The 19,142-nt window shown below is 45.1% G+C and carries 20 protein-coding genes and 1 pseudogene; 8 read left to right on the top strand and 13 right to left on the bottom strand.

Features of this window, described 5'->3' with window-relative positions; all coding sequences use genetic code 11:
• Positions 1-6: 6 nt before the first annotated feature.
• Positions 7-288 (bottom strand): NAD(P) transhydrogenase subunit alpha, encoded by a 282-nt coding sequence (locus KUL49_RS07295; RefSeq protein ID WP_014951245.1) that lies wholly within the window; start codon positions 286-288, stop codon positions 7-9.
• A 2-nt stretch (positions 289-290) separates the two neighbouring features.
• Positions 291-1,449: pseudogene (locus KUL49_RS07290) on the bottom strand (NAD(P) transhydrogenase subunit alpha).
• Between the two features lie 517 nt (positions 1,450-1,966).
• On the opposite strand from KUL49_RS07290, the gene KUL49_RS07285 reads away from it, so the two are divergent.
• Both KUL49_RS07285 and KUL49_RS07280 read left to right on the top strand, forming a co-directional pair.
• Positions 1,967-2,152, top strand: coding sequence for a DUF6435 family protein (locus tag KUL49_RS07285; RefSeq protein ID WP_131136882.1), 186 nt, complete (start codon positions 1,967-1,969; stop codon positions 2,150-2,152).
• A 97-nt stretch (positions 2,153-2,249) separates the two neighbouring features.
• Positions 2,250-2,996 carry a hypothetical protein gene (locus KUL49_RS07280; RefSeq protein WP_131136881.1) on the top strand — a complete coding sequence of 249 codons (747 nt, stop codon included), beginning with the start codon at positions 2,250-2,252 and terminating at the stop codon, positions 2,994-2,996.
• Between the two features lie 91 nt (positions 2,997-3,087).
• On the opposite strand, the gene ppiC is transcribed toward KUL49_RS07280, so the two are convergent.
• The 11 genes from ppiC to KUL49_RS07225 all read right to left on the bottom strand — a co-directional run bounded on the left by ppiC (position 3,088) and on the right by KUL49_RS07225 (position 12,844).
• Complete coding sequence (gene ppiC / locus KUL49_RS07275) at positions 3,088-3,369, bottom strand: peptidylprolyl isomerase PpiC (RefSeq protein WP_131136880.1); 282 nt, start codon at positions 3,367-3,369, stop codon at positions 3,088-3,090.
• 68 nt (positions 3,370-3,437) lie between these two features.
• The gene (gene cyoE, locus KUL49_RS07270) at positions 3,438-4,334 is read right to left on the bottom strand and encodes a heme o synthase (RefSeq protein ID WP_131136879.1); all 897 of its coding nucleotides are present in this window, start codon (positions 4,332-4,334) and stop codon (positions 3,438-3,440) included.
• 197 nt (positions 4,335-4,531) lie between these two features.
• Entirely contained in the window at positions 4,532-4,903 is a 372-nt protein-coding gene (gene cyoD, locus KUL49_RS07265) for a cytochrome o ubiquinol oxidase subunit IV (protein ID WP_131136878.1), read from the bottom strand.
• The gene (cyoC, locus tag KUL49_RS07260; protein ID WP_131136877.1) at positions 4,903-5,520 is read right to left on the bottom strand and encodes a cytochrome o ubiquinol oxidase subunit III; all 618 of its coding nucleotides are present in this window, start codon (positions 5,518-5,520) and stop codon (positions 4,903-4,905) included. Before cyoC ends, cyoD begins: the two co-directional genes overlap by 1 nt.
• Positions 5,517-7,505, bottom strand: coding sequence for a cytochrome o ubiquinol oxidase subunit I (gene cyoB / locus KUL49_RS07255; RefSeq protein WP_131136876.1), 1,989 nt, complete (start codon positions 7,503-7,505; stop codon positions 5,517-5,519). Before cyoB ends, cyoC begins: the two co-directional genes overlap by 4 nt.
• A 2-nt stretch (positions 7,506-7,507) precedes the next feature.
• A complete protein-coding gene (gene cyoA / locus KUL49_RS07250; protein WP_131136875.1) occupies positions 7,508-8,449 on the bottom strand; it encodes a ubiquinol oxidase subunit II in 942 nt (313 codons plus the stop codon).
• A 147-nt stretch (positions 8,450-8,596) separates the two neighbouring features.
• Positions 8,597-9,004, bottom strand: a complete 408-nt coding sequence (locus KUL49_RS07245) for a hypothetical protein (protein WP_131136874.1) — start codon at positions 9,002-9,004, stop codon at positions 8,597-8,599.
• A gap of 451 nt (positions 9,005-9,455) precedes the next feature.
• Positions 9,456-9,821, bottom strand: coding sequence for a hypothetical protein (locus KUL49_RS07240; protein WP_131136873.1), 366 nt, complete (start codon positions 9,819-9,821; stop codon positions 9,456-9,458).
• Positions 9,822-10,074: 253 nt separating this feature from the next.
• Entirely contained in the window at positions 10,075-11,712 is a 1,638-nt protein-coding gene (groL, locus tag KUL49_RS07235) for a chaperonin GroEL (protein ID WP_014980670.1), read from the bottom strand.
• A gap of 40 nt (positions 11,713-11,752) precedes the next feature.
• Positions 11,753-12,043, bottom strand: a complete 291-nt coding sequence (locus KUL49_RS07230) for a co-chaperone GroES (RefSeq protein WP_012520088.1) — start codon at positions 12,041-12,043, stop codon at positions 11,753-11,755.
• A 276-nt stretch (positions 12,044-12,319) separates the two neighbouring features.
• Positions 12,320-12,844 (bottom strand): FxsA family protein, encoded by a 525-nt coding sequence (locus KUL49_RS07225; protein ID WP_014951271.1) that lies wholly within the window; start codon positions 12,842-12,844, stop codon positions 12,320-12,322.
• Between the two features lie 214 nt (positions 12,845-13,058).
• On the opposite strand from KUL49_RS07225, the gene cutA reads away from it, so the two are divergent.
• The 6 genes from cutA (at position 13,059) to accC (ending at position 18,829) form a co-directional block, all read left to right on the top strand.
• Positions 13,059-13,373, top strand: coding sequence for a divalent-cation tolerance protein CutA (gene cutA / locus KUL49_RS07220; RefSeq protein ID WP_131136872.1), 315 nt, complete (start codon positions 13,059-13,061; stop codon positions 13,371-13,373).
• Positions 13,374-13,436: 63 nt separating this feature from the next.
• Positions 13,437-15,323 (top strand): protein-disulfide reductase DsbD, encoded by a 1,887-nt coding sequence (locus KUL49_RS07215; RefSeq protein ID WP_131136871.1) that lies wholly within the window; start codon positions 13,437-13,439, stop codon positions 15,321-15,323.
• A gap of 115 nt (positions 15,324-15,438) precedes the next feature.
• The gene (locus tag KUL49_RS07210) at positions 15,439-16,248 is read left to right on the top strand and encodes a M23 family metallopeptidase (RefSeq protein WP_131136870.1); all 810 of its coding nucleotides are present in this window, start codon (positions 15,439-15,441) and stop codon (positions 16,246-16,248) included.
• 303 nt (positions 16,249-16,551) lie between these two features.
• On the top strand, positions 16,552-16,992 hold the full coding sequence (gene aroQ, locus KUL49_RS07205; RefSeq protein WP_014951275.1) for a type II 3-dehydroquinate dehydratase: 441 nt from the start codon (positions 16,552-16,554) through the stop codon (positions 16,990-16,992).
• Between the two features lie 14 nt (positions 16,993-17,006).
• On the top strand, positions 17,007-17,471 hold the full coding sequence (gene accB, locus KUL49_RS07200; protein WP_131136869.1) for an acetyl-CoA carboxylase biotin carboxyl carrier protein: 465 nt from the start codon (positions 17,007-17,009) through the stop codon (positions 17,469-17,471).
• A 14-nt stretch (positions 17,472-17,485) separates the two neighbouring features.
• Positions 17,486-18,829 carry an acetyl-CoA carboxylase biotin carboxylase subunit gene (gene accC, locus KUL49_RS07195; RefSeq protein ID WP_039228980.1) on the top strand — a complete coding sequence of 448 codons (1,344 nt, stop codon included), beginning with the start codon at positions 17,486-17,488 and terminating at the stop codon, positions 18,827-18,829.
• Positions 18,830-19,142: the final 313 nt, after the last annotated feature.

Genomic DNA, 19,142 nt, shown 5'->3' with positions numbered 1-19,142 from the left:
TACTCCTTATTTATCTTTTTTCTTGAACATGCCAAGCATGCGATCAGTAACGAGATAACCACCCACCACGTTTATGCTGGCCAGCGCCACCGCTGCGGTACCAAGAATGGTCGTTAGCAAGTTGTTGTCGCTACCCGAGGCTACCAATGCTCCCACTAACGTAATACCCGATATCGCGTTAGACCCTGACATTAAGGGTGTATGTAAGGTTGCTGGGACTTTTCGAATTAACTCAAAACCCAAAAAAGCAGCCAGTAGCACGATGAAAAGTAGGTAAATGATTTCCATGATTAGGCTCCTTTGTATGCGTTGTTAAGCATGTCGTTCGTGATGCTACCGTCGTGGGTAATAACACAGCCGGCCAGAATGTCGTCTTCTAAATTCAGCCCAAAGGTTTTGGTTTCATCGTCAAAGAACTCATCCACAAGGTTGTAGATGTTATTGGCGTACATGTCGGTGGCGGCTTTAGCCACATACTGGCTCCAGTAACCATTACCAATTACCTTTACACCGTTAACTTCAACGGTTTCGCCAGCAACCGAACCTTCAACATTACCACCTGATGTTGCGGCCATATCTACAACCACACTGCCCGGCTTCATGAGTGCTAATGTATCTTTTGAGATAAGCACTGGTGGTTTGCGACCAAATAACTGCGCTGTCGTAATAACAATGTCAGAGTCGGCAATCGCGTCGCGTTGCGCTTCTTGCTGCTTCGCTTTTTGTTCATCGGTCAGTTCTTTTGCATAACCGTCCTTCGTTTGGCCTGTTTCCCCAATGTCGATCTTAAGGAATTTGCCACCTAGCGATTCTACTTGCTCAGCCACCACAGGGCGGGTGTCATAAGCAAGTACGTTTGCGCCTAAGCGTTTCGCGGTTGCTATGGCTTGGAGACCCGCTACGCCGGCTCCAATAATAAATACCTTTGCTGGTTTTATTGTTCCTGACGGTGTCATCATCATAGGTAATATTGATGGCAACTGATTCGCCGCCTGCATCACCATTACGTAACCCGCAAGACTCGCTTGCGAGCTCAATGCGTCCATTTTTTTGTGCACGAGAAGAACGAGGGATCATCTCTACAGAAATAGCGGTTAGCCCCTTTTCTGCAATAGACTCAACAAGCGATTGCTGAAAGAAAGGGTCGAGATGGCCTACCACAATGGCCCCTTTTTTCATCAACGCTAGCTGTGCATCGGTGGGTTTGTTCACCGCCACCAGCATATCTGCTGTTGATAATGCATCATTCACATCATCGATGACAGTTACGCCTACATCTTTGTATTCTTTATCTGAATACCCTGAGTGTACGCCCGCCCCCGCTTCTAGCAGTAAGGTCGCCCCTTTTTTCACCAGACGCTGTGCACTACTAGGTGTAGCCGCACATCGCTTCTCCACATTATTTAGCGGATCTGGCGCTTTTGACTCATTTAATATTATGATTTTCACACGCTTCTCCTCACATTCCGGCTATCCGAGAATGACACCCTTTAAACAGTACTAAGCCATTTTATTCACTTATGCCTAGCATTCTCTAGCGAAATCAAAAACAGAACAGGCAATTTCTGTATTTATTTTACTTCGAATAGCACCCCTTATTCCGCTTATTTTTCAAGCGAAACTGCGGCAAAGCTACGCTATATGGGCATACATCACTAGTATCATTTACTTACGAGTCATAACTAATATTTATATAAAAATGGCATACAACCAACAAATGTGTCCAATGAATATTCATTCACCACATGAATAAATGAAAAAGCGTTCATTTTTTGCACAAAAGTAAACTTTGAACGTTGCTTTAAGAATGCTGTAAGAGCACTTTGTAAAATCTTCTAAGCGAACAGTGGCGCGGTAAAAAAGTGAAAGCTCGAACCGGGTTTATGAAAGTTTGTTAATCAAGGTTAGTGATCGAAACATAACCTCGCAGCGTTATAGCGCTGACCACAGCAAAGAGACATTCGACATGTTTGGACTTTTCAAAAACAACCCAACGAAAAAAATGCGCAAGCAATACGATGCTTTATTAGAAAAAGCCATGCATGCACAACGAAATGGCGATATTAAAACGTATTCGCTGCTAACGGCTGAGTCTGAGACACTTTGGAAAGAGATTGAAAGGTTAGAAAGCACAGGCAACGCAAAAAAATAGCCAACGTCATTTTTAACTCGTTTTCTCGCCCTTTGTTATTTAAGCCCTTACAATGATGCCTCAAATATAAATGCATCAAACAATAAGGCGTTTTGATATGCAACTAGGCAGTGCTATAACAGCATTTAAACAGTCCACTTCCAGGCTAATGTTCTTGGCCACCTGCGCGGTGCTGTCTAATGCAGCTTTCGCCATTGAGGCTGGCCAATATTACTATTTCATTTCTGATAAATGCGAAGCGAAGGGCCCTCAAACGCCTGAGGAACGCGGCGCAGTTACCCCTGATGTCATGCTGTTTGAAGTTGTACCAGCTGGGATAAGCGACTACTACGTAAACATGAACACAAGCGCACTGGTTAACTATGCAGAAGCAGGACAAGAGTACCTGTCATCATTGGAATCAGAGCAGGCTTATACCGCCGGCAAAACGCCCTCGAAAGACAGCCTTAGAAAAGATGGTAACGCCATCCAGCACGACTTCATGCTGCAGCGCGAAGCCGTAGATTTGAAAACCTTAATTAACGCCTTAAACGGCTTTTCGCAGCTCCAATCTGATAAAGGCTACTTTTTCAAAAAGATTGTGGGGCTTTCAAATCCCAACGCTAAATTTAAAGCTATCACCCGGGTACGCTTAAGCGATATGGGATATGAAAACCGTATGAAGCTAACTAGCTACACAAGCGACTATTTTATGCTTGATGAACAAGGCAAGGCACCTGATACGCCATTTATTACGGTAGATCACGGTGCCGCACTGCGCAATTCACTTCACGACACCAACAGCCCTTACGCGATATATACCCAAAATTCAGTATGCGGTGAAAAATGGGAACCGGGAAACTAGTAAGGTAATTAGCCAAACCCTACTTTGAAAGTTTGTTGAAAGCGCCGGGCTTGGTTCGGCGTTAGCGGCTTTCGTTTTAGACAATACGGTTTTAATTACTACGATAGAGCGTTTTAATAAGGTGGAAGCCGAAGCGTGTTTTCACTGGCCCGTGTACTTTAAGCACCTCTTTTTTAAACACCACATCGTCGAAGGCTTTCACCATTTGGCCTCTACGAAATTCACCTAGGTCGCCGCCCCGCTTACCCGACGGACATTTAGAATAACGCTTCGCCAAGGTAGCAAAGTCCTTGCCCTTTTTAAGCTGCTCTAAAATAGAAAGCGCTTCTTTCTCTGTTTTTACCAAAATGTGAAGTGCGGATGCCATTGCCATGAAAATTCTCTGCCTTACGAAATAATTAGTGCCAATTATACCTCAGCACTAAAGTGCTATTCGCAATTTTACAGTGTAATAGCAAATAAACTGCTCACTGACCTATGATAGTCCACTGACATAGCAACAGATAACAGCGTTATATTTACAATGGAAAAACCAAATACTCGTTTTGCCCAGCCCTCTACGTTGATGTCGGGTCTGTATCCGCGCAGCGCCATCAACAGCCACCAAAGGCTTGTTGCGAAAGCTACTGTTAAAAACCCAATACCTGTATAACCGCTAAGTGGAAGCAGCATTACTACTAAAGCAAATAATGCAATATGAAAAACAATATGACGTTTTGCTTTCGCAATACCTTGCGATACAGGCAATACGGGAATATCCGCCGCCTTGTAGTCGTTATACCTAAAGATAGCGATGGCGTAAGAATGGGGCATTTGCCAAATACTGAACATTCCCAGCAAAATAGCTGCGGCCGTATCAAACTGACCGCTCGCCGCGCAATAACCAACTACAGGTGGAACAGCACCTGAAAGACTGCCCACAAACGTGCCATATACCGAGTTCCGCTTCATATACAGGCTGTAAACACCCACATAAATGACGTAGCCAAAAGCGGCAAAAAATACCGCGGTAAGGTTGGTGTAAAGTGCTAACAAGCCAAACCCTGCAATGCCTAGCACAGCACCGTGCAACATCGCAGTACGTAATGGCAACTCGCCTGTTACTGTCACCCGTTTAGCCGTGCGCTGCATTTTGCTGTCGATATCTCGGTCAATGCAGTTATTGATGACACAACCTGAAGCCACCACCAGCGATAAACCGATGAGCGTTGCGAGCAATAGCCAATAATCTATATCGCCACGGGACGCGAGCAAGAAACCGCCCGTTACCGAAATAGCATTGCCCATAATAATGCCGGGCTTGGTGACTGAGAGGTAACGTTTATAAGTAGAGGTCATGGGTAAAATCCAAATTTAGAACGCGCCCATTTAGACGCGTATCAAGGTGTACTGAGAAGCCCCAATGTTGCCCCCAAAATAGGTTGCACCAATAGAAGGGCGAAACATGAGGGCTTAACGTACTTACCGCGATGAATTAATCACATTGAAAAGCCTGACATGATCGTCAGGCTAGACCACGCATATACAGAGATTTGCTAATACATCATCATGGCGTTTGATTCGTAGATGATCCAAACGGATAACCCAACCACCATGAAAATAATGAGCGCACTGAATAGAAAGGAGAACGTATTGGCTCTGCCTTCCTCGGTTACAAAGTTAAGGTGCAGGAAATATTTAAGATGCACCCAAATTTGAACTAAGCCCAGGGTAACTACGCTCCAAATGGTGGTGACTTTAGAAAAATCACCATTCATCACCAAAGTAAACGGAATAGCGGTAAGTACCACAGATAAAATGAAACCAATAATATAAGACTTCACATCGCCATGTACGTCATCACTATTGTGGGTCGATGAAGCATGACCGTCCGTATTTGAAGCTAATTTTGCATCGTGTAACGCCATTACATTGCCCCCATTAAGTACACTACGGTAAATACACATATCCACACGATATCGAGGAAGTGCCAAAACAGACTTAAGCAGCTTAATCGGGTAACCGTTTGCTCACCTAAACCTCGGCGGGTTACTTCAATAAACATGATGGTCATCCAAATAAGACCTGCTGTAACGTGCAGTCCGTGCAGCCCTACTAACGAGAAAAACGCCGTTAAAAACGCACTTTGCTGCGGCCCATTACCATGCACAATAAGGTGATGGAACTCGTATATTTCCATACCGATAAAACACGCTCCCAGTGCCCATGTCACTGCCAGCCAAGTAAGTGCACCTGACTTGTTTTGTCGGTGAGCACATATCATGGCGAAGCCAAAGGTGATACTGCTTAGAAGCAACGCGGCGGTTTCCACAGCCACAAAGTTGAGCTCGAAGATATCTTTGCCAGACACACCCCCTGCCGTGTTCATGAAGAGCACCGCGTAGGTAGCAAAAAAAGATGCAAACAACAAACAGTCGGTCATTAAATACAACCAGAAACCAAACACCGTGTTGTTCTCATGGTGTTCTTCGTGTGCATGCTCATTTGGCATTGGCACTGTATTTGATGATGCAATAGTACTCATGAGCGACCTCCCACTGTATTAGCACTTAAGTGCGTAGCTTCAACTCGTTCAACCTCATCTACCTGCACGTAGTAATCAACATCCGAGGTATAACAACGTTTTATAAACACCCCTATTCCTGCCACTAAACCAGCAATAGCTAGCCACCAGATATGCCAAATAAGGGCGAAACCCATAACGGTAAAACTCATACTCATAAACACACCTGCTGAGGTGTTTTTGGGCATATGTATAGGTGTGTATTTCTCTGGGCGTTGATACGACTCGCCCCGTTCTTTCATATCCGTCCATGCATCGATGTCTTTCACATGCGGTATGTTAGCAAAGTTATAGAACTGAGGCGGTGACGCAGTTGACCACTCTAGCGTGTGACCATTCCACGGATCGCCCGTTGTATCGTTAAGCTTCTCTTTGTTTTTGAAGCTTACAAACAGCTGTAGTAGCTGGAAGAAAATGCCAATTGCTATAACAAACGCACCAAAAGCAGCAATGTATAACCAGATATTCCAGTCAGGATTGTTTGTGTGATTTAAGCGGCGTGTCATACCCAAGAAGCCAAGCACATAAAGGGGCATGAACGCCAAAAGGAAACCAATTTGCCAGCACCAAAAGGCTGCTTTTCCGGTTTTTTCGTCAAGCTTAAAGCCCATGGCTTTCGGGAACCAAAAGGCAAAGCCCGCCAGGTAGCCGAACACAGCGCCACCAATAATGGTGTTATGAAAATGGGCAATAAGGAATAGGCTATTGTGCAGTACGTAGTCAGCACCAGGAATGGCAAGTAACACCCCTGTCATACCGCCGATAGTGAAAGTCACCATAAAACCTAACGTCCATAGCACAGGCACACTTAGTACAAGACGGCCTCGATACATGGTGAACAGCCAGTTAAATAGTTTCACACCCGTGGGGATAGCAATAACCATGGTCATAATGCCGAAGAAAGCATTAACATTGGCGCTCGACCCCATGGTAAAGAAGTGATGCAGCCACACAATAAAGCCCAGAATGGCAATGGCGCCCGATGCGTAAACCATCGACTTGTAGCCAAACAAACGTTTAGCGGTAAACGTCGATATAACCTCTGAGAAAATACCAAATGCAGGCAGCACCAGAATATAAACTTCAGGGTGTCCCCACGCCCAGAATAGGTTGATATACATCATAGAGTTACCGCCGGCTTCATTCGTGAAAAAGTGGAAGTCCATATAGCGGTCTAGGGTTAGCATAGCCAACACAGCGGTAAGAATAGGGAACGACGCGGCAATCAGTATATTCGCCCACGTACAGGTCCAGGTGAAAATAGGCATTTGCATTAACTTCATGCCTGGTGCACGCATTTTAAACACGGTAACTAAGAAGTTTACGGCAGTTAACAGGGTGCCGAGCCCGGATATCTGCAGGGCCCATATGTAATAGTCGACGCCAACCCCGGGACTAAACTCCAACCCGGCTAGCGGCGGATAAGCAACCCACCCTGTTTTTGCGAATTCACCTAACCCTAAAGACACATTCACCAGAATTGCGCCACCTGCGGTTAGCCAAAAACTTAAGTTATTTAAAAAAGGAAACGCCACATCACGAGCACCAATTTGCAGAGGCAAAATGATGTTCATCAAGCCAATCATGAACGGCATCGCCATGAATATGATCATGATAACGCCATGAGCTGTGAAGATTTGGTCGTAGTGCTCTGGCGGTAGATAGCCGGGCGCACCATTGGTTGCCATTGCAAGCTGAGTACGCATCATAATGGCGTCGGCAAAGCCGCGCAGCAGCATGATCATAGCTAGCACAATGTACATAATGCCAAGACGTTTGTGGTCGACAGACGTGATCCAGTCAAACCACAGGGTACCCCACTGTTTATGTTTGGTGATTAGCATGGCTATAACCACACCAAGCAGTGCCACCACGGCAAGTGTCACCATGATAATGGGCTCGTGATAGGGCACGGCCTCTATAGATAATTTACCTAAAAAAGACATGATTATTGTGCATCCTCTTGATGATGACGGTGTTGCATTTGAGGCATTGTGTGATGCTCGCCGGTTGCGGCATTTTCTGGCTTGCTGTAGAAATCCATAGAGCCATGATCTTTCATGTACTTCATCACGATGTCGTGAAAAAGACCTTCACTAACGTTGCTGTAGTAAGTCACAGGATTGTTTTCACTTGGTTTGGCTAGCTGCTCATAAGAAGCCGAAGTTAACGGTGTTTGTGCTTGCTTTACGCTTGCAACCCAATCGTTAAAGTCGCCCTCGGTAGGTGTGGCGATAGCGTTGAATTTCATTCCCGTAAAGCCCGCGCCACTGTAGTTTGACGAAATACCTTTATACGTACCTGGCTCGTCTGCGATAAGGTGAAGCTTAGTTTCCATACCAGCCATGGAATAAATCTGACTTCCTAACTGAGGAATGAAAAACGAATTCATAGTGCTTTCAGAAGTGATTTTAAACGCCACAGGTTTATTAGCGGGAAACACCAATTCATTGACCGTTGCAATACCTTGTTCAGGGTAAATAAACAGCCATTTCCAGTTGAGCGATACCACCTCAACAGTAAGGTGTTCTCCTTTGCCTTCTAGCGGCGAATAGGGGTCGAGCGCATGTGTCGAGCGCCATGTTATTACGCTTAATGAAATGACAATTAAGATTGGAATAGACCATACAATGGCTTCTATCTTCGTTGAGTGTGCCCATTTAGGGGTGTAAATTTCAAAGTCGCGGCTAGCACGATATTTCCACGCAAAGTAAAGCGTAAGCACAATAACGGGAACAACAACAATCAGCATCAGAATGGTACAAAGAATAATAAGATTCTTTTCATCCATGCCCACTTGCCCTTTAGGGTCGAGCACGCCACCGCTGCAACCGGCTAACGTAAGCCCAGCACCAGCAACAATCAAAGTAAAAAGGTTACGAATAGACAAAACAAGTTCCTATAACCCACAAGTTAAACGGCGATGACTGAGTAGTTCGGAAAGGAACTACGGGTTTACAGCATCGAAAAACGCACCAAAAGTGTCGTTATTACGCTTAAAGCGCAGCACTCATGGTGTCTAATAAATCGGAGACGTTTAACTAAAAAGCGGGGGCGCTCGGCTGCCAACCGTTTGAACAAAAGGCTGAGGAAGTGTAGGGCAAAGGTAAGGGATAGGCTGGCGCTGTTTTGTTATTTGCGCCTTTGCTATAGCCGTGGCTTTAACCAATAAACCGACTAATACCAACGCGATAGTGGGAACGATAAATTGTGAAAGCGTGTGATTAGCAAGTGCAATAACGAAAGGCTCGAAAACCAAGCTTTCATTAAATGCACTAACAAACTCTGTAGCGTCGGCCATGGTGCCACTAATAACTAGCGCAACATTCAGCAACAGCACCATATTAGCCAACCACAGCATAGCGCCTACACCATTGGTGTAGTTTACTGCAGGTCTAATTAATGAATTCAATTCGCTTAGAAAAGCGAAAGAACGTGGTGCCATAGTGGGTAGTACGCCTTATAAAAAATGCACTAGTTACCTACTTCAAAGATGAAGCAGGCGTGGCAGGTTAAAGGCAATTTTTATCGAGCACAAGTCACTCGTTGATTACTCTCAAGCTATTCCCTTTGAATTTAAATGAAAAATTTTCCATTTATTTAACATGTGAGGATTACTCTTTCAAATTATGCAGTCTGCTTTACTTACGCTGTACCTTTTGTTTTTAGGCATTTCATGATCATTGAACGTGAAATTTGCTTCTTCTTGAAAGATAGCAATGTAAATTTTTCGTTTATAAAAACTAAGCAAAACATAGAACGCTGGAAAGTTTATGATGCGTTAAGTTTCAGATTAATACGATGAATCACGAGAGTTAGTTAGGGAGCATGGAGATTGAAAAAGATAATAGAATGACCAGCTTTATGCTGAACTGCCGGCCATTCGATGATAGTACTTACCCCTGCCAGTTTTCACAGCCAGATATATTTTTATCAATAACTAAATCGCCCTCAACCTCATATGCAATGTAACCAATTAAGAATGAAAAGACGACAGAGTCTGCGGTAACATCAGTTAAGCCAACTGCGCATTTGTCGCTCTCAATCGCTTTATCGGCAGCTTCTTTTACATTTGGAATACCTAGAGGGAAAATAATTACCGGCTTACTGTCTTCACCTTTCACTCGAGGGCCTTTCACAAAATCCCCTTTGTTTATATCAATATTTTTTGTTGAAGCGAGAGTAAAGTCAGCAACTCGTTGTGCGCAGCCTGAAGAAAATAATGCGCTTAAAATAACTAAAGAAAAGAATGCCTTTTTCATAATTTAAAACCTCGTAATAAAAGGGCGCGCATTATTCCATAAGCAATACGACTCCGTGAAGCTATTAATAACCATTTTTTCAATTACTTAGAGCAAAAAAAGACCATTTAACAAAAAAGGCGCTGAGTGTTAACCCAACGCCTTTCTTGAAGCTTCTTTTAGTCCTACATCACTGTCTACATTTTCGAACACTTAACTGTATACATCAAACATAAGTCATTGATTTTAAAGGACTATAAGAGACAGCGATTGATTACATCATGCCGCCCATTCCGCCCATGCCGCCCATATCAGGCATTGCTGGTGCGTCTTCTTTAGGTAGTTCAGCTACCATTGCTTCAGTTGTGATCATTAGTGAAGCAATTGAAGATGCGAACTGTAGTGCAGAGCGCGTTACTTTAGTTGGGTCAAGAATACCCATCTCTAGCATGTCGCCGTAAGTATCGTTACCTGCGTTGTAACCGTAGTTACCTTCGCCGTTCTTCACTTCGTTAACTACTACTGATGCTTCTGCACCTGAGTTAATAGAGATTTGACGTAGAGGCGCTTCCATTGCACGTAGTGCAAGCTTAATACCTACTGTTTGGTCGTCGTTGTCGCCAGTAAGGTCAGCAAGTTTGGCTGCTGCGCGAACTAGTGCTACACCACCACCAGGTACTACACCTTCTTCAACCGCTGCGCGAGTTGCATGTAGTGCATCTTCTACGCGGTCTTTCTTCTCTTTCATTTCAACTTCAGTTGCTGCACCAACTTTAATTACTGCAACACCGCCAGAAAGCTTAGCTAGACGCTCTTGAAGCTTCTCTTTGTCGTAGTCTGACGTAGAGTCTTCAATTTGACCTTTGATTTGAGCACAACGGCCTTCAATCGCTTCTTGGTCGCCGTTACCGTCAACAACTGTTGTGTTGTCTTTGTTGATAACTACGCGCTTAGCTGTACCTAGGTCTTCAAGCTGAACTTTTTCAAGGTCTAGACCAATTTCTTCAGAGATTACTGTACCGCCAGTTAGGATAGCGATGTCTTGAAGCATTGCTTTACGACGGTCACCGAAACCTGGTGCTTTAACCGCTGCAACTTTAACAATACCGCGCATGTTATTAACTACTAGTGTAGCAAGCGCTTCGCCTTCAACATCTTCAGCGATGATCATTAGCGGCTTACCAGCTTTCGCTACGCCTTCAAGGGTAGGAAGTAGTTCGCGGATGTTAGAAATCTTCTTGTCAACCAATAGGATGAACGGGTTGTCTAGTTCAACCGTACCGTTTTCTTGGTTGTTGATGAAGTATGGAGATAGGTAACCGCGATCGAACTGCATACCTTCAACAACGTCTAGTTCGTTTTGAAGTGCCTGACCTTCTTCTACAGTGATAACACCTTCTTTACCTACTTTTTCCATTGCCTGAGCAATGATGTCGCCAACTTCTGCATCAGAGTTTGCAGAGATAGTGCCTACTTGAGCGATAGACTTGCTGTCTGCACAGTCAGTAGACAGAGCTTTAAGCTCTTCAACTGCTGCCGCAACCGCTTTGTCGATACCGCGCTTAAGATCCATTGGGTTCATACCCGCTGCAACGCTCTTAAGACCTTCAGTTACGATTGCTTGCGCAAGTACAGTAGCAGTAGTTGTACCGTCACCCGCTTCGTCGTTCGCTTTAGACGCTACTTCTTTTACCATCTGCGCGCCCATGTTCTCGAACTTGTCTTCAAGCTCGATTTCTTTCGCTACAGACACACCATCTTTAGTGATAGTAGGTGCACCGAAAGACTTGTCTAGAACAACGTTACGGCCTTTTGGACCTAGTGTTACTTTAACTGCGTTAGCTAGTGTGTTTACGCCTTTTAGCATTTTGCTGCGAGCGTCATCACCAAAACGTACTTCTTTAGCTGCCATGATTAAATTCCTCTAAAATTCGTTTTAACGTTAGTTGTAATTACTCAACAATCGCTAGAATGTCGCTTTCGCTTAGGATTAGTACTTCTTCACCATCCAGCTTTTCCGTTTTAACGCCGTAACCGTCGTTGAAAATAACGGTGTCGCCTACTTTAACGTCTAGCGCTTTAACTTCGCCGTTCTCAAGAATGCGACCGTTACCTACTGCGATTACTTCGCCGCGTGTAGATTTTTCTGCTGCAGAACCAGTCAGAACGATACCGCCTGCAGATTTGCTTTCTTGCTCTGCGCGCTTAAGGATTACGCGGTCGTGTAAAGGACGAATTGCCATTTTCAAGTCTCCTGAAAATTCCACTATTCAAGTTTATGTGATTACCAACATTCAGACTGTCCGAATGTTGTGTGCCTGGGTTGCTCATTGCTGAGCAGTTAAAATCGTTTCTGCACGGATAGATGGGGTAGTACCCAGATAACTTCAAGGGTTTTTAAGCAAAAAAATGTAAAAAAATTGGTTTTTTCACTAAATACTTCTTTTTATTGGGCAAGTAAACGCCGTTTATCGCGGTAAACGGCGCTCATAACCTGATGGAGAGGGCGTTGGGGCTCGCTATTTTAAGCGCTTATCTGGGTCGTTAGTGGTGTGATCGGTGTACTCACCTTCAAACACATCACCATCGCTATTATGTGAGCGTGAACGCTGGTCGAAAGGACTTTGCCCAAACGGAGACTGACCCTGTCCGAAGCCTGCAGTTCCCGGCCCCATACCCGGAGCGACAACACGCATTTTCATGTGCTTACTGACCTGAGCAGCAAAGAAGTGACGAGAGCCTGGCATTGCCAATAAGAAGCCGAAAATATCGGTAATAAAGCCTGGCGTCACAAGTAAAATACCTGCAACCACCAGCATCAAGCCTTCAACTAGTTCTTTTCCTGGCACTTCATTTCGCTGCATTTTTTCTTGTGCAGTTTGCAGTGTACTCACGCCTTCGCGTTTAACAAAGTAAGCACCAATAAAGGCAGAAAGAAGTACCAAGCCAACGGTATTCCAACCACCGATCACGCTGCCCACATTTATCAGCAACGCAATCTCTAAAATAGGTAATAGGGCAAACAGTATAAATAAAACCCGCAAAATGCTTCCTCTTTCATGTATTCATAACCTGTTATAGGGTCTTTGTACGTAATAACAAGAAAAGGTGCCCACCCTTTCGCTTAAATAGCCACTTAAAGCGACCGATAACGACCGTGATATACTGTAGCTATGAAAGAATAGTGCGACTTTTCAGGTCAATTACATATCGACCCATTAGCAAAGTAACAGGCGCGAAATAAAGTAGGAAAAGTTCATGACTATTAAGCTTGTATTGTGCACCACACCCGATGAAAAGACAGCGCAGTTAATTGCCAGCACGCTTATAGAAGAAAAGCTTGCCGCCTGCGTCAACATAATCAAGGGTATAGAGTCCGTTTATGAGTGGCAGGGGAAGGTGGAAACCGACGTAGAATGCCAACTGCTTATTAAAACGAACACACAACACGTTTTACAGGCCTTCGATAGAGTAAGCGAACTACATCCGTATGATGTCCCTGAATGGTTAGAACTTAATGCTGAGGCTAGCAGCGCTTACGGTCAGTGGTTACAAACCACGCTACAGCGCTAGTTAAAACGTAATTCTAATAAAAATAACGACAACGCAAAATAGATAAAAATGAACTGTAACTTTATGACTTTACCTCCTTTTCCATCAGGCACTGCATCAGCTTCACTGTTTCGTCGCTTTAGCGCTTATGTACTTTCAGCATTTTGTTTAATGACGTTATTAAGCACGTTCGCCTTGGCTCAGGTGCCCAATGCCTTTGACGATCCGTTCGTGGATGAACCCCAATTTTTAGATGTAGACCAAGCGTTTGCGTTCGATTTTAACCAAAAAGGCGACGCGCTTACGGTAAGCTTCGATATTGCGGAAGGCTATTATCTGTATCTAAAGCAGTTTAAGTTTGTGGCGAAACAAGCCGAAATTGGCGAGCCTGAGTACCCAAATGGGATAATGATTCAGGATGAGTTTTTTGGCGAGTCTGAAGTGTTTTATAACGGCGTATCTATTACCTTACCCATTGAGTCAGCACTCAGTGACGGCGTAGTTAAAATTCGCTATCAAGGCTGCGCTGACGCAGGGCTTTGCTACCCGCCGACAGTGAAAGTCGTGTATTTAAACGAAGTGGGAAGCAGTGCAGTTGCTGATACAGATACGACCTCAGAATCAAATGACGCAGCGACCTCTTCGCAAAGCGAGCAGTTCGATTTAGCGCAAAGGCTAATTGATAAAGATAACCTTGCTCTCACTTTAGCTCTATTTTTTGCACTAGGCGTAGGCTTAGCCTTTACACCTTGCGTATTCCCGATGTATCCCATTGTGTCGGGCATTGTGATTGGTCAGGGCAAACCTAAAACCGCATCGCATTCATTCTGGCTAACCTTTGTTTACGTTCAAGGTATGGCGATCACATACTCACTGCTTGGATTAGTGGTTGCGGTAGCCGGCGCGCAGTTTCAAGCTGCGCTTCAACACCCTGTAGTACTCGGCGTATTCATTGTGCTATTTGTGGCGCTGGCCGTTGCTCTGTTTGGTGGCTTTGAAATTCAGCTACCGGCAAAGTATCAAGAAAAGCTCACTCACATGAGTAACAATCAAACACCCGGCAGCTTTGCAGGGGTGTTTATTATGGGTGTATTGTCTGGTCTTATCGCTTCACCCTGCACTACTGCGCCGCTAACCGGCATATTGCTATTCATCGCTCAAACTGGCGATATGACACTGGGCTTTATTTCTCTTTACTTGTTAAGTAATGGTATGGGCGTTCCACTTATTCTGTTCGGCATGACAGGTGGAAAACTCCTACCTAAAGCAGGTAACTGGATGAATGTGGTTAAGGTGACTTTCGGCTTTATGATGCTTGCCGTGGCCATTGTGTTTATTGAGCGTTTATATAATAGCCCAGCCACTGGCTTCCTATGGGGATTGCTTGGCTTCGGTTTATTCGGTTACTACTGGGTACTCAATCGCGCCAGCAAAAACTCACTGATGAAGCTTGTACGTGCTGTTGTGGTGGCAATAGGCATTATGGGAAGTGCTGGCCTTACTTATCAAGCAGGGCTAAACACAGGGCTTTGGGGCGAGCACTCTGATGGTGTTCACGCAGGGCACCCAGACTTTGTTGTTGCGCGAGACTTAGCAGACTTACGTAATAAAATAGCGGCGGCTAACGCACAAGGTAAAACCGTGATGGTCGATTTGTACGCCGACTGGTGCGTAGCCTGTAAGGAGTTTGAAAAGTACACCTTCCCTGACGAGAAAGTGGTATCTGCACTTAGTAATACGGTATGGATGCAAATGGACCTTACCGATAACACACCAGAACGTCAGGAGATTTTTGACACCTTTACTGTGCTAGGCCTGCCTACCATTTTGTTCTTTGACGAAAACGGCGACGAGCTAACCAAAGCCCGTGTCACCGGGTTTATGAAAGCAGACGCCTTTGCCGGTCACGTAAATGAGTGGCTTAACAATGGGTCTAACACTAATGACGGTCAAAGTGGTCGCTTGGACTAAGGCGCGTCGATTCCAGGCCTTTCCTCTTCTCATATGGCGAGTATGGCGAGCGGTGCGAAGCGCTGCTCTCTTAATCTTGGGTAGGGGCGGGGTTCAGAGAAGAAGGTTGGATTCAATGCTGGCCTTCTTATTTATTTCGCTCACTTTTTCCCTATCAGTAACAGCGAAAACCACGGGGTGCTTTGATAACAAACGCTTTTGTTTTGAGCTTACGCCTTCGTCTTCTTCTCTTTATTTAGTCTCAGTACAGAGAAAAGTAGAATTGCCCGTAGCGCTAACTCTGTATTCCAATGTGATGCAAGACATTCCCACAGGCAATGGGGAGCTTAGATCAAAAGCCCACGTTAACGCATTTTTAGATACCAATGACCAAGTGCCCCTTGGCGTAGTAAAAAATGCCGACGCATTCTGGGCATCTATGCGCGTTAAATGGACGGTGGGGCGCGTAGACGCGATACACGACAACGCCTATACGTACCTGCCACCGCTACAACCAGCTAGCAAATACCGTATTGTTCAAGGCTTTAACGGCAATTTTAGTCATTCTGGGGCGTCAAGGTATGCTCTCGATTTTGCCGCGCCTGTAGGTACACCTATTTTAGCCGCCCGGGAAGGCGTAGTGATCGACACGAAAGATGACGGCACGAAAGGCGGGCCAACGCCGAAGTTTGCAAAATACGCTAACTACGTTGTTATTCTTCATAGCGACGGAACCACCGGCGAATACTACCACCTGAAATATAAAGGTGTTGTAGTAACAAGAGGGCAAACTGTAAAGCGCGGGCAGCTTATCGGTTATACCGGCAATACGGGGTTTTCTTCCTTACCCCACCTTCACTTTGGCATTTATGTAGCCAAATTCCATGGTAAGTACGTGAGTGTGCCGTTTTCCCTCGACAGCGCCCTAACTAAGGCCTCGCCTTAGCATTTATAGCAATACATACTGATACTTTTCGTTAAAACTGCCATCTCATCCCCCACTAACGCCTTCTGAGAGTGCAGCATGCTGCGGTTTCACAGGCAGCCAACAAGCAAACTTCCCAATAAACTTTGCGCCGAAAACACCTGATTAGACCAGTATTTTGCTGCGAAATCTTTATCTATCACTATAATCAGCATTTAACACAATAAACGAGCAAATTAATTGGCTTTTTTTCGTGCAACTGTCACAAAAGTTTGTTGAAATGACAATAACCGTGACTTTTTCCCGAAGATAGCAGCAAACTAGATGAATATTTTGTTATTGAACGGCCCTAACCTGAATATGTTAGGCCAAAGAGAACCCGACAAATACGGCACACAAACCTTGCAAGACATCGTAGATGATTTGCAGGCGCAGGCTGCGTCAAGCAACGTGACCTTAACGCATTTTCAGTCAAACGCTGAGTTTGAACTGATTGATCGCGTGCACGCTGCTATGGGTACTGTTGATGCCATTATTATTAATCCTGCTGCCTTCACGCACACCAGCGTCGCCCTTCGCGATGCATTATTAAGTGTCAATATCCCGTTTATTGAAGTGCATTTGTCGAACGTTCACGCCCGTGAACCGTTTCGTCATCATTCCTATTTTTCTGATGTTGCAGCTGGCGTCATTGTTGGCCTTGGTGCCATGGGCTACTCGCTCGCGCTAACTGCAGCAATCAACTTACCGAAATCGCATAAATAAAGCAGAGACAGAACATGGATATTAGAAAGATTAAAAAACTCATCGAACTAGTGGAAGAATCTGGCATTGCCGAGCTAGAAATCACTGAAGGCGAAGAGTCTGTACGCATCCACCGTGGCCCAACGGGTGTTCAAGCGCCAATGAACTACAGCTTTGCAGCTCCTGCTGCACCGCAAATGGCCCCTGCTCCAGCGGCGGCAGCTACCACTGCTTCTGAAGCACCAGCAGAGCCAGCTCAGCCAGAAGGTCACATTGTTAAGTCTCCAATGGTAGGTACGTTCTACCGTGCATCTTCACCAACGGCAAAAGCATTTGCAGAAGTGGGTCAGCAAGTGAAAGTTGGCGACACGCTTTGTATCGTTGAAGCAATGAAGATGATGAACCAAATTGAAGCAGATAAAGCCGGTGTGGTTAAGGCAATCTTGGTTGAAAACCAAGACCCTGTAGAATTCGACCAGCCAATGTTCATCATTGAATAAGCGAGTGCTTAACTATGCTAGATAAAGTACTTATTGCTAACCGTGGTGAGATTGCCCTGCGTATTTTGAGAGCCTGTAAAGAACTAGGCATCAAAACCGTAGCGGTGCACTCTACTGCGGATAAAAACTTGAAGCACGTGTTGCTGGCTGACGAATCAATTTGTATTGGTAAAGCATCGGCAACCGAAAGCTACCTGAACATTCCTCGCATTATCGCTGCTGCAGAAGTCACTAACTCTATTGCTATTCACCCAGGTTACGGTTTCCTAGCGGAAAACGCAGACTTTGCTGAAGCGGTAGAAAAAAGCGGCTTTATTTTCATTGGCCCTAAAGCTGAAACTATCAACCTTATGGGTGACAAAGTTTCTGCTATCAACGCCATGAAAAAAGCAGGCGTACCGTGTGTACCCGGTTCCGACGGCCCGCTAACTGACGATGTAGAGCGCAACAAAGCCATTGCTAAGCGCATTGGTTACCCAATCATCGTTAAAGCTGCGGGCGGCGGCGGTGGTCGTGGTATGCGCGTGGTGCGCAGCGAAGCTGAGTTGATTAAAGCCATTGAAACCACGCAAGCGGAAGCTGGCGCTGCATTTGGCAACTCAACGGTTTACATGGAAAAATTCCTTGAAAACCCACGTCACGTCGAAATTCAGGTATTAGCTGATGGCCAAGGCAACGCTATTCACTTAGGTGAGCGTGACTGTTCAATGCAACGTCGCCACCAAAAAGTGGTTGAAGAAGCGCCTGCACCGGGTATTTCTGAGCAAATGCGCACCAAGATTGGCGATCGCTGCCGCAAAGCCTGTATTGAAATTGGCTACCGCGGAGCAGGTACTTTCGAGTTCCTATATGAAAACGGTGAATTCTATTTCATTGAAATGAATACCCGTATTCAGGTAGAGCACCCTGTATCTGAAATGATCACAGGCGTTGACCTTATTAAAGAGCAGCTTCGCATTGCAGCCGGTCAGCCACTGTCAATTGATCAGTCGCAAATTCAAATTCGTGGCCACGCTATTGAATGTCGAATTAACGCAGAAGATCCACAAACCTTTATTCCTAGCCCTGGTCCTATCGATATGTTCCATGCGCCAGGTGGTTTAGGTATTCGTTGGGAGTCGCATATTTACGCGGGCTACCACGTACCTCCTTACTACGATTCAATGATAGGCAAGCTTATCACTTACGGTGAAAGCCGCGACGAAGCGATTGCTCGTATGCGCCACGCCCTTGAAGAGATTGTAGTTGAAGGAATTAAAACGAATATCCCTCTTCAGCGTGCCATTATGGCCGATGAAAACTTCTTCGCGGGTGGAACCAACATCCACTACCTAGAGAAGAAGCTAGGTTTAGCCTAATCCCCCCTTTGGGCTACACGCTGTTTTTTGTGTAGCCCAATTTTCTTTCTTCGCTATTCGCTATTCGCTATTCGCTATTCGCTATTCGCTATTCGCTATTCGCTATTCGCTATTCGCTATTCGCTATTCGCTATTCGCTATTCAGCACATTCTAATTTTCCGATTACTACAATCAATTTTTAACGATTTTCCTATTTAAAAACTGGTTCTATACTGCATACAAGTTTTAAGACATCTCCCTGAGTTTTAATGCTTTTGTGTGTTTTACCCTCATTGGAGTCCCACTCCACTTATTGCCGGCATCCCTGCCGGC

Source organism: Alteromonas sp. KUL17 (genome assembly GCF_006538305.1).
GTDB lineage: Bacteria > Pseudomonadota > Gammaproteobacteria > Enterobacterales > Alteromonadaceae > Alteromonas > Alteromonas macleodii.
This window is presented reverse-complemented; position numbering and strand designations above follow the sequence as displayed.

What these genes read in the sequence shown, in the direction of transcription:
- accC (WP_039228980.1), top strand. Translation starts at nt 17,486, where the DNA reads ATGCTAGATAAAGTACTTATTGCTAACCGTGGTGAGATTGCCCTGCGT.
- ppiC (WP_131136880.1), bottom strand. Translation starts at nt 3,369, where the DNA reads ATGGCAATGGCATCCGCACTTCACATTTTGGTAAAAACAGAGAAAGAA.
- groL (WP_014980670.1), bottom strand. Translation starts at nt 11,712, where the DNA reads ATGGCAGCTAAAGAAGTACGTTTTGGTGATGACGCTCGCAGCAAAATG.
- KUL49_RS07280 (WP_131136881.1), top strand. Translation starts at nt 2,250, where the DNA reads ATGCAACTAGGCAGTGCTATAACAGCATTTAAACAGTCCACTTCCAGG.
- cyoD (WP_131136878.1), bottom strand. Translation starts at nt 4,903, where the DNA reads ATGGCGTTACACGATGCAAAATTAGCTTCAAATACGGACGGTCATGCT.
- aroQ (WP_014951275.1), top strand. Translation starts at nt 16,552, where the DNA reads ATGAATATTTTGTTATTGAACGGCCCTAACCTGAATATGTTAGGCCAA.
- KUL49_RS07285 (WP_131136882.1), top strand. Translation starts at nt 1,967, where the DNA reads ATGTTTGGACTTTTCAAAAACAACCCAACGAAAAAAATGCGCAAGCAA.
- cyoE (WP_131136879.1), bottom strand. Translation starts at nt 4,334, where the DNA reads ATGACCTCTACTTATAAACGTTACCTCTCAGTCACCAAGCCCGGCATT.
- cutA (WP_131136872.1), top strand. Translation starts at nt 13,059, where the DNA reads ATGACTATTAAGCTTGTATTGTGCACCACACCCGATGAAAAGACAGCG.
- cyoB (WP_131136876.1), bottom strand. Translation starts at nt 7,505, where the DNA reads ATGTCTTTTTTAGGTAAATTATCTATAGAGGCCGTGCCCTATCACGAG.
- KUL49_RS07240 (WP_131136873.1), bottom strand. Translation starts at nt 9,821, where the DNA reads ATGAAAAAGGCATTCTTTTCTTTAGTTATTTTAAGCGCATTATTTTCT.
- KUL49_RS07295 (WP_014951245.1), bottom strand. Translation starts at nt 288, where the DNA reads ATGGAAATCATTTACCTACTTTTCATCGTGCTACTGGCTGCTTTTTTG.
- KUL49_RS07245 (WP_131136874.1), bottom strand. Translation starts at nt 9,004, where the DNA reads ATGGCACCACGTTCTTTCGCTTTTCTAAGCGAATTGAATTCATTAATT.
- KUL49_RS07210 (WP_131136870.1), top strand. Translation starts at nt 15,439, where the DNA reads ATGCTGGCCTTCTTATTTATTTCGCTCACTTTTTCCCTATCAGTAACA.
- cyoC (WP_131136877.1), bottom strand. Translation starts at nt 5,520, where the DNA reads ATGAGTACTATTGCATCATCAAATACAGTGCCAATGCCAAATGAGCAT.
- accB (WP_131136869.1), top strand. Translation starts at nt 17,007, where the DNA reads ATGGATATTAGAAAGATTAAAAAACTCATCGAACTAGTGGAAGAATCT.
- KUL49_RS07215 (WP_131136871.1), top strand. Translation starts at nt 13,437, where the DNA reads ATGACTTTACCTCCTTTTCCATCAGGCACTGCATCAGCTTCACTGTTT.
- KUL49_RS07230 (WP_012520088.1), bottom strand. Translation starts at nt 12,043, where the DNA reads ATGGCAATTCGTCCTTTACACGACCGCGTAATCCTTAAGCGCGCAGAG.